Consider the following 9186-nt stretch of genomic DNA (forward strand, 5'->3'; position numbering starts at 1 on the left):
CGGTCATGCGGCCATTGTCGGCGCGGGGCGTGCGGGCGGCTACTCCCCGCCTCCGGCGCCGGCACCCGGAATCGGGCACCGCCGGGTTGCGCCGCGGAGGTTGTTCGCCGTTGCGGCGGAACTTCCTTGCCTGCGGCAAGGGGGCCGGAGCGGCCCGGTGGTGCGGGCAGGGGCCCTGGCGGTTCCCGCACCGCCGGGTCGCGCCGTTGTGACTGGTCGCCGTTGCGGCGGGTTCTGCTTGCCTGTGGCGAGGTGCCGGCCCTGGTCAGCCTGCCAGGGGGCGGACCGGCGGGGCCGTCAGCTGGGGGTCGACCGCTACCAGGGCGACGCCGAGCGGCGCCGCCAGTGCCCGTACCGCGGGCAGCGCCAGCCGGATCGCGGGCTGGTCCGGTCCCAGAACGTCCGAAAGCCGCCGCTCCGTGGTGAAGGCGACGGCCGTGCGCGCCCCGAGGGGCGAGCGGAAGACCCGCAGGGAGAAGCCGCCGGCGCAGCGCCGTACGGGGACGTACAGCGCCCGGGCCTCGGCGCGCCCGGCGGGATGGGATGGTTCGGACGGTTCCCCGTCGCCGGTCGCGCTTTCGACGGCTGCGACTGCGGCGGCTTCGGCGGGGGTACGGCTCAGGTGCATGACGGTCCTCGGGAAGCTCGGGAGGTGTCGGATGGGAGCGTCGCTGACGGCGCCGCGGCGCCGCCGTTCACGCTATGCCCGTACCGAACCCCGCCGAGTTCCTCCTTGACAGCCTGTTGACCCTCGGTGCCACTCCTTTGACGCCACGTTGACGTCGCCACGTCGACGACGCCCGGTTGACGGCGCCGCGCGTCGGCGGGGGCCGTGCAGGGCCCGCCGGATCACCGCCCCGGCGCCGCGGTCACGGCAGCAGCCCCGCCCGCCGCGCCGCGACCACGGCCGCCAGGCGCGTGTGCACGCCCAGCTTCCGCATGCTCGAACGGAGGTAGCTCTTGACCGTCTCCGGGCGCAGGCCCAGCCGCTCCGCCGCGGCGGAGTTCGTCGCGCCCGAGGCCACGCAGGCGAGGACGTCCACTTCGCGCGGGGAGAGCCCGACCTGCGGGCCCGTGCGCCGGGCCGCGGGGTCCGCGGAGGCGGCGGCGAGGCGCCCGCACGCGGCGAGGAGCTCCTGCCGGAGGAGGGGGTCGGTGACACGCTGTGCCAGGGCGCGCAGTTCGAAGTGCGCCTCGCGGACCTCTTCCCACATCGCCGGGTCGGCGGTGGTGGGCTGATGGGCCACCGACAGCAGCCGCTGGATCTCGTCCTGGACGGCGAGGGCCTGTTCGAGCTCGCGCGCCGCGTCGACGGCGGCGGTCAGGGAGCGGTCCCCGAGGGTGAGCGGGCGCCGCAGGGCGCCGTAGAGCACGCCGCGCACCCGGCCCCGTACGACGACGGGCACCGCGAGCACGGAGCGCAGGCCCTCGGCCGCCACCGCCGCGTCGTACTCGTGGGTGATGACGTGCGAGGCCTGGTAGTCGGTCACGGACAGCGGCCTGGTCAGGGCGGCCGCCTTGCCGCCCAGCCCGCTGCCCGTGCGGATCGCCAGCCCGCGCAGGACCGGCGTCGTCGTTCCCGTCATGTCCGATATCCGGAACTGCCGGGGGCTCGTGAGCAGACCGCCGAAGGCGACCGGCAGCCCGGCCCCCCTGCGCATCCGCATCAGCGCCGCCCGTACCTCGGCCGTTCCGTCCGGGTCTCCCATCGCTGCCTCCCCGTCCCGGCTACGGAGGTGGAACCTCCGTATCCCTGAAATGCGGCCACCCCCGTTCGGGGGTGGTGAGACTCAGATCACCGTCGCACGATGCTAACCATGCGGGCCGGCGACGTGCCCCGCAATCTGGAGGACATGTGACGTCATCGAAGCCGCGCAATCCGGGCGACGCAGCCGCGGCCGCAACTCCCGCCCCCGCCGCCGCGTTCCGCGCCGCCCGGGACTTCCTCCTCGCGCACCGCGAGGACTGGCAGGCGGCCCGCGAGGGCTTCGTCTGGCCCCGCCCGGCGGAGTTCAACTGGGCCCTGGACTGGTTCGACACCATCGCCGAGGGCAACGACCGCACCGCCCTGTGGATCACCGAGGAGGACGGCAGCGAGGCCAGGCACTCCTTCGACGCCCTGCGCCGCCGCTCCAACCAGGTCGCCAACTGGCTGCGGGAGCGGGGCGTGCGCGCCGGGGACCGCATCGTCGTCATGCTCGGCAACCAGACCGAGCTGTGGGAGACGGCTCTTGCCGCGATGAAGCTGCGCGCCGTGGTCATCCCGGCCACCCCGCTGCTCGGCACCGCCGACCTGGCCGACCGCGTGGAGCGCGGCCGCGCGGCCCATGTCATCGTACGGGCCGAGGACACCGGCAAGTTCGACGGCGTCCCCGGCGACTACACGCGGATCGCGGTAGGGGAGCGCACCGAGAGCAACGAGCACGCCGAGGGCACCGGCGGCTGGCTGCCCTACGCCGGCTCCGCGTACGCCGGCGACACCTTCGCCCCCGACGGCCCGACCCGTGCCGACGACCCCCTGCTGCTCTACTTCACCTCCGGAACCACCGCCCGGCCCAAGCTCGTCGAGCACACCCACACCTCGTACCCCGTAGGCCATCTGACGACCATGTACTGGATCGGGCTGCGGCCGGGCGACGTCCACCTCAACATCTCCTCGCCCGGCTGGGCCAAGCACGCCTGGTCCAGCCTCTTCGCGCCCTGGAACGCCGAGGCCACCGTCTTCGTGCACAACTACACCCGCTTCGACGCCGCCCGCCTCATGGCCGGGATGGACCGGGCGGGCGTGACCAGCTTCTGCGCGCCGCCCACCGTGTGGCGCATGCTCATCCAGGCCGACCTGGGTGCGCTGCGCACCCCGCCCCGCGAGGCCGTCGCCGCGGGCGAGCCGCTCAACCCCGAGGTCATCGAGACCGTGCGGCGGGCCTGGGGCGTGACGATCCGCGACGGCTTCGGGCAGACCGAGACCACCGTGCAGATCGCCAACCCGCCCGGCCAGCCCGTCCGTACGGGCTCCATGGGCCGCCCGGGCCCCGGCTTCACCGTCGTCCTCCTCGACCCCGTCACCGGCGAGCCGGCCGACGAGGGAGAGATCGCCCTCGACCTGTCCGACCGCCCCGTCGGCGTGATGACGGGCTACGCGGGCGACCCCGCGCGCACGGCGGAGGTCATGGCCGGCGGCTACTACCGCACGGGCGACATCGCCTCCCGCGACGCCGACGGCTACCTCACCTACGTCGGCCGCAGCGACGACGTCTTCAAGTCGAGTGACTACAAGGTGAGTCCGTTCGAGCTGGAGAGCGCCCTCCTCGAACACGAGGCCGTGGCCGAGGCCGCCGTCGTCCCCGCCCCCGACCCGCTGCGGCTGGCCGTGCCCAAGGCGTACGTCGTCCTCGCCGAGGGCTGGGAGCCCGGCCCCGGCACCGCGAAGGCCCTGTTCGCCCACTCGCGGGCCACCCTCGCCCCCTTCAAGCGCATCCGGCGCCTGGAGTTCGCCGAGCTGCCCAAGACCGTGTCCGGCAAGATCCGCCGCATCGAGCTGCGCGAACGCACCGCGCGCGGCGAGCCGTCGGGCGGCGGAGCCGAGTACCGAGAGGAAGACCACCGGTGAGCACACCCTCGTACGAGGCCGGAAGCACCTCCGTCCCGCTGATCGACGACACCATCGGCGCCGACCTCGCGTTCACGGTGGAGCGCTTCGGGGACCGCGACGCCCTCGTCGACGTCCCCAGCGGCCGCCGCTGGACCTACGCCGAGTTCGGGCGGGCCGTCGAGGAGATCGCGCTCGGGCTGCTGGCCAAGGGGGTGGCCAAGGGCGACAGGGTGGGCATCTGGGCGGTCAACTGCCCCGAGTGGGTGATGGTCCAGTACGCCACCGCGCGCATCGGCGCGATCATGGTCAACATCAACCCGGCCTACCGCGTCCACGAACTGCGCTACGTGCTGCGCCAGGCCGGCGTCGGCGTGCTCGTCGCCTCCGCCGAGCACAAGAGCAGCGACTACCGCGGCATGGTCGAAGAGGTCCGCGCCGACTGCCCGGCGCTGCGCGAGGTCGTCCACATCGGCGACCCCACCTGGACCGGCCTCGTCAGGGCCGGCGAGGGCGTGCCCCGCGAGCGGCTCGCCGAGCGCGAGGCGCAGCTGAGCTGCCACGACCCGGTCAACATCCAGTACACGTCGGGGACCACGGGCTTCGCCAAGGGCGCCACCCTCTCCCACCACAACATCCTCAACAACGGCTACTTCGTCGGGGAGACGCTGGGCTACACCGAGACCGACCGGGTCTGCCTGCCGGTGCCCTTCTACCACTGCTTCGGCATGGTCATGGGCAACCTCGCCGTCACCAGCCACGGCGCCTGCGCCGTCATCCCGGCCCCGGCCTTCGACCCCACCGCCACGCTGCACGCGGTCGAGCGCGAGCGCTGCACCTCCCTCTACGGCGTGCCCACCATGTTCATCGCCGAGCTGGACCTGCCGGACTTCGCCACGTACGACCTCTCCTCGCTGCGCACCGGCATCATGGCGGGCTCGCCGTGCCCGACCGAGGTGATGAAGCGGGTCATGGGCGAGATGCACATGTCCGAGGTCTCCATCTGCTACGGGATGACCGAGACGTCGCCGGTCTCCACCCAGACCCGGCGCGACGACGACGTCGCCCGGCGCACCGGCACCGTCGGCCGCGTGCTGCCGCACATCGAGGTGAAGGTCACCGACCCCGAGACGGGGGAGACCGTCCCGCGCGGCGAGCCCGGCGAGCTGTGCACGCGCGGCTATTCGGTGATGCTCGGCTACTGGGACGAGCCGGAGCGCACCGCCGAGGCCGTGGACGGCGAGCGCTGGATGCACACCGGCGACCTCGCGGTGATGGACGAGGACGGCTACGTCCGCATCGTCGGCCGCATCAAGGACATGATCATCAGGGGTGGGGAGAACGTCTACCCGCGGGAGATCGAGGAGTTCCTGTACACCCACCCCAAGATCTCCGACGTGCAGGTCATCGGGGTGCCCGACGAGAAGTACGGCGAGGAGATCATGGCCTGCGTGATCCTCCGCGACCCCGCGCGGACGCTCAGCCTGGACGAGCTCGCCCGCTTCTGCCGCGGCCGGCTCGCGCACTACAAGATCCCGCGCTACCTGAGGATCCTGGACGCCTTCCCGATGACCGTCAGCGGCAAGGTCCGCAAGATCGAGCTTCGCGAGCGCGCGGCGGAGGCGCTGGTGGCGGACGCCTGAAGGGGCGGTGGTCGCGGGCTGCGGCGGGTGGCGCCGCCGGTCCACCACGTCGTGGTTGCTCGCCGCGGCGGCGGAAGAAGGCGCCCGCCGCGATGGCGCGACGCTGCAGCGGCGAGTGTCCGGCGGACGGCAGGACCACCGGCGCGGACGCGCAGGGTGCTGGAACCACCGGCGGCGCAGGCACAGCGCGGTCGTCGTCAACGCGCCGGGCCCCGCCCGGAGATGGCGAGGCCCGCGATCCGAAGATGGTGGGGCCCGCGATCCCCCGTATTTGTCTCGCGGGCCCGGAAGAAGTCTCCGCCGTCCGGCCCCCGACTGGCCATCCTCTGCGGGTGGTTCAGAGGAAAAATTGAGCTTGGCGGTGCGGGCGGCTCACGCGGGCCCGTGCTCGACGAGCTCGTCGGCCGGGGCGTTCAGCGGCTGCGGGGTGCCGGTGAGGTCCATCACGAACAGCGGAAGCCGCAGGTCGTCCGCGCGGGAGCGGGCCTCGCGCGCATACCCGGCGAGCGAGAAGAACGCCCCGCGCGCACCGTCCGCCAGCCCGTGCAGCCACAGGCACTCCACGTCCCGCAGCGAGGCCGGCACGGTGGACGGGGCGACGCGGGCGACGAGCCCGGCCGCCCGCAGGTCGACGCCCTCCTCCTCCGGGGCGCCGGGCCGGGTCACACCCGCGTACCCCAGCCACGTCAGATAGCGCTCGGCGGCCACCACCGCATCGCCCGCGGTGCGGATGGCGACCGGCCGGAAGGCCGGACGCAGCGCCCGGCGAGGCCGGCCGGCGGCGCCGGGGCCGGTCCCCCCGGACTCGGTGGTCTCCCCGGGCTCCGGCGGCCGGACGGGCAGCCGCATCACCGTGCCGCACGAGCAGCCGAACTCCGGCCGCGGCCACTGGTCCTGCCGGTCGCAGGAGGGGCAGCGCACGGCGACCCACGCGTCGCGCCAGGTGCGGTGCGCCACGGGTTCGGCGGAGGCGTCCGCCCGGACCGGCAGCGTGAGCGGCGCACCGCACGCGCAGGGGAAGGTGGGCGGGGTGAAGGAGTGCTCGCGGCGGCACGTCGGGCAGTGAACCGGCACGCTCTCGGCCATATTCGGCTCCAGCAACGGGTCCGTGAGGTATGCGTACGGGCCCCATCGTCCACGATGCGGGCGCGCCGGGGGGAGCGAATGCGCAAGAGTGCGGGCGCGCCCTGTGCGCCTTCCGCGCCTCCCCCGCGCCCCGGCCCCTCGCGCCTTCCGCGTCGCCGCCGAGCGCGAGGGCGCACGCGCCCGTCGTGCGCTAGCGCTCCGGGACGGGCTCGGTCTCGCGGACCGCGTCGATGTCCGGGCCGTGCGGGGTGTCCGCCTCCCGCTCGATCAGCACCTCCACCAGCACCGGCCGCGAGGTCGCCGCGGCCTCCTTGCGCGCCCACTCGATCGCGGGGCGGATGTCCGAGGGCTCCGTCACCCGCCGCCCCGAACAGCCGTACGCCTCCATGAGCTTGACGTGGTCCGTGCCGGTCTCGTCGTAGTGGATGTCCACCTGGTAGTTCATGCCGTAGCCGGCGGAGGCCTGCCGGATCAGGCCCAGGTACTCGTTGTTCAGCATGATCAGGACGAAGGGGATGTCGTACTGCGCGGCGACGGCGAGCTCCTCGACCGTGAACTGGAAGCCGTAGTCGCCGACCACGCCGACCACCTCCTCCGCGCCCCGCCCCATGCCCTGCAGCGCCTTCTTGACGCCGATGGCGGCCGGCACCTCCCAGCCCAGCGGGCCGGCCTGCCCGCAGACCTGGTAGTGGCGGGGCTTGTGGGCCTTCTGGTGCTGGCCGCCCCAGATCTGGTAGAGGCCGATGGCCGTGACGAACCACGTGTCCTCGCCGAAGACCGCGTTGATCTCCCGGTAGACGCGGGGCGCCTTGACGGGCACGGCGTCGAAGTCGTCGCGGCGGGTCAGGGTGCGCTTGAGGTCGCGGCAGCGGGCGGCCCAGGCGCGGTGCCGGGGCCGGGCGCCGCGCGCCCTGGCCGCCGCCGTCAGCGCGGCCAGGAACAGCTTCGCGTCGGAGACGACGCCCAGGTCCGGCTCGAAGACCCGGCCCAGCTGCGCGGGTTCGATGTCGACGTGCACGAAGGCCCGCCGCCCCCGGTAGACGGAGAGGTCCGCGCCCGTGTGCCGGTCGCCGAAGCGGGCGCCGACCGCGAGGACGAAGTCCGACTCCAGGAAGGAGGCGTTGGCGTACCGCTGGGAGGTCTGGATTCCGGTGGTGCCCATGTTCAGCTCGTGGTCGTCCTCGACGGCCCCCTTGCCCATGAGCGTCACCTGGAACGGCACCTCCAGCAGCTCCACCAGCTCCCGCAGCTCGGCCTCCGCGCCGGAGAGGATCACGCCGCCGCCGGCGAGCACGAGCGGCCGCTCGGCGGCCAGGAGGAGGTCGAGGGCGGCTTCCACGCGCGGCGGGTGCGGGGCCGCGACGGGCACCGGCAGGGGCGCGTCCAGCGCGGGGTCGTAGCGGATCTCGCGGCGCGCGATGTCGACGGGGATGTCGATCAGCACCGGGCCGGGGCGCCCCGACCGCGCGATCCGGAACGCCTCCCGGAACGCCCACGGGATCTGCGCGGCCTCCTTGATCTGCACGGCCCACTTGGTCACCGGCCGGACGATCTCCACGATGTCGACGGCCTGGAACGCCTCCTGGTGCAGCTTCCCGGAGACCGCCTGCCCGGTGACGCACAGCATCGGCACGGAGTCCGCGAACGCGGTGTAGAGGCCGGTGACGAAGTTGGTGCCGCCCGGCCCCGAGGTGGCGATGGCCACGCCGGTCCGGCCGTTCGTCCGGGCCCAGCCGTCGGCCATGTGCGTGGCCCCCGCCTCGTGCCGGACGATCAGGTGCTCGATGCCGCCGACCGCCCGCAGCGCCTCGTAGAGCGGCAGGACCGCGGCGCCGGGGCAGCCGAAGGCGATGTCGGCGCCCTCGTCCTTGAGGATGTGAACGGCCGCGTGCATGGCGGGCATCGTCCGGGCAGGCATCGTCCTCGCGGGCGTCGTCCTCATCGCCGCGCCCTCCCGGTCCTCGGGCCGGTCTCCAGGCCGGACAGCCGCTCCACGCCGCGCAGGAGCGCCGAGTGGTCGAGCCCGCCGTCGCCCTGGGCGCGGGCCGCGGCGACCAGGCTCGCGACGAGGGAGCCCAGCGGGACGGCCGCGCCGACCGCGCGGGCGGCGTCCGTGACGATGCCCATGTCCTTGTGGTGCAGGTCGATGCGGAAGCCCGGCGGGTAGTGCCGGGAGAGGAAGTTGTGCCGCTTGTGGCTGAGCACGGCGGAGCCCGCGAGCCCGCCGCCGAGCACGTCGAGGGCGGCCTCCAGGTCCACGCCGGACTTCTCCAGGAAGACCACGGCCTCGGCGCACGCCTGGATGTTCGCGGCGACGATCAGCTGGTTGGCGGCCTTCACGGTCTGCCCGGCCCCGTGCGGGCCGCAGTGCACGACCGTCGTGCCGAGGGCGCCGAGGAGCGGCCGGGCCCGCTCGAAGTCGGCCCGCTCGCCGCCCACCATGATGGACAGGACGCCCTCGACGGCGCCCGCCTCGCCGCCGGAGACGGGCGCGTCCAGGACGCGTATGCCCTTGCGGGCGGCGGCTTCCGCGAGCTCGACGGACGTGCGGGGCGTGATGGACGACATGTCGATGAACAGCGTGCCGGGCGCGGCGTGGGCGAGGACGCCGTGCTCGCCGTAGGCGACGGCCTCCACCTCGGGCGAGGCGGGCACCATCGTGACGACGACACCGGCCCCGCGGACGGCGGCGGCGACGGAGGGCGCGGGAGTGCCGCCGGCGGCCGCCAGCCGGTCGAGGCCGGCCTGTTCGAGGGTGTGGCCGGTGACGTCGTACCCCGCCTTGAGCAGGTTCGTGGCCATGGGCAGCCCCATGACGCCGAGCCCGATCCAGGCGACGCGGGGCAGGGGAGGGGGCTGTCTCTTATA

At 74.0% G+C, this 9186-nt stretch carries 7 protein-coding genes; 2 read left to right on the forward strand and 5 right to left on the reverse strand.

Features of this window, described 5'->3' with window-relative positions; translation table 11 throughout:
- Positions 1-265: 265 nt before the first annotated feature.
- Together ACSNOH_RS30885 and ACSNOH_RS30890 are read right to left on the reverse strand one after the other, a co-directional pair.
- Positions 266-628: an SAV_915 family protein gene (locus tag ACSNOH_RS30885; protein ID WP_436724755.1), complete on the reverse strand. Its 363-nt coding sequence runs from the start codon at positions 626-628 to the stop codon at positions 266-268.
- A gap of 241 nt (positions 629-869) precedes the next feature.
- Positions 870-1709: a helix-turn-helix transcriptional regulator gene (locus ACSNOH_RS30890; protein WP_436724756.1), complete on the reverse strand. Its 840-nt coding sequence runs from the start codon at positions 1707-1709 to the stop codon at positions 870-872.
- Between the two features lie 146 nt (positions 1710-1855).
- Between ACSNOH_RS30890 and ACSNOH_RS30895 the strand changes: the two genes are divergently transcribed.
- Together ACSNOH_RS30895 and ACSNOH_RS30900 are read left to right on the forward strand one after the other, a co-directional pair.
- Positions 1856-3610: an AMP-binding protein gene (locus ACSNOH_RS30895; RefSeq protein ID WP_436724757.1), complete on the forward strand. Its 1755-nt coding sequence runs from the start codon at positions 1856-1858 to the stop codon at positions 3608-3610.
- A complete protein-coding gene (locus ACSNOH_RS30900; RefSeq protein ID WP_436724758.1) occupies positions 3607-5232 on the forward strand; it encodes an AMP-binding protein in 1626 nt (541 codons plus the stop codon). The genes ACSNOH_RS30895 and ACSNOH_RS30900 overlap by 4 nt, the downstream gene beginning before the upstream one ends.
- Positions 5233-5604: 372 nt before the next feature.
- On the opposite strand, the gene ACSNOH_RS30905 is transcribed toward ACSNOH_RS30900, so the two are convergent.
- The 3 genes from ACSNOH_RS30905 to ACSNOH_RS30915 form a co-directional block, all read right to left on the reverse strand.
- Positions 5605-6318 (reverse strand): hypothetical protein, encoded by a 714-nt coding sequence (locus ACSNOH_RS30905; protein WP_436724759.1) that lies wholly within the window; start codon positions 6316-6318, stop codon positions 5605-5607.
- Between the two features lie 190 nt (positions 6319-6508).
- A complete protein-coding gene (gene gcl / locus ACSNOH_RS30910; RefSeq protein WP_436724760.1) occupies positions 6509-8221 on the reverse strand; it encodes a glyoxylate carboligase in 1713 nt (570 codons plus the stop codon).
- Positions 8222-8256: 35 nt separating this feature from the next.
- Positions 8257-9165, reverse strand: coding sequence for a 2-hydroxy-3-oxopropionate reductase (locus tag ACSNOH_RS30915; protein WP_436724761.1), 909 nt, complete (start codon positions 9163-9165; stop codon positions 8257-8259).
- Between the last annotated feature and the right edge of the window lie 21 nt (positions 9166-9186).

The organism is Streptomyces sp. URMC 127, assembly GCF_051386535.1.
GTDB lineage: Bacteria > Actinomycetota > Actinomycetes > Streptomycetales > Streptomycetaceae > Streptomyces.

What these genes read in the sequence shown, in the direction of transcription:
- ACSNOH_RS30890 (WP_436724756.1), bottom strand. Translation starts at nt 1,709, where the DNA reads ATGGGAGACCCGGACGGAACGGCCGAGGTACGGGCGGCGCTGATGCGG.
- gcl (WP_436724760.1), bottom strand. Translation starts at nt 8,221, where the DNA reads ATGCCCGCCATGCACGCGGCCGTTCACATCCTCAAGGACGAGGGCGCC.
- ACSNOH_RS30885 (WP_436724755.1), bottom strand. Translation starts at nt 628, where the DNA reads ATGCACCTGAGCCGTACCCCCGCCGAAGCCGCCGCAGTCGCAGCCGTC.
- ACSNOH_RS30905 (WP_436724759.1), bottom strand. Translation starts at nt 6,318, where the DNA reads ATGGCCGAGAGCGTGCCGGTTCACTGCCCGACGTGCCGCCGCGAGCAC.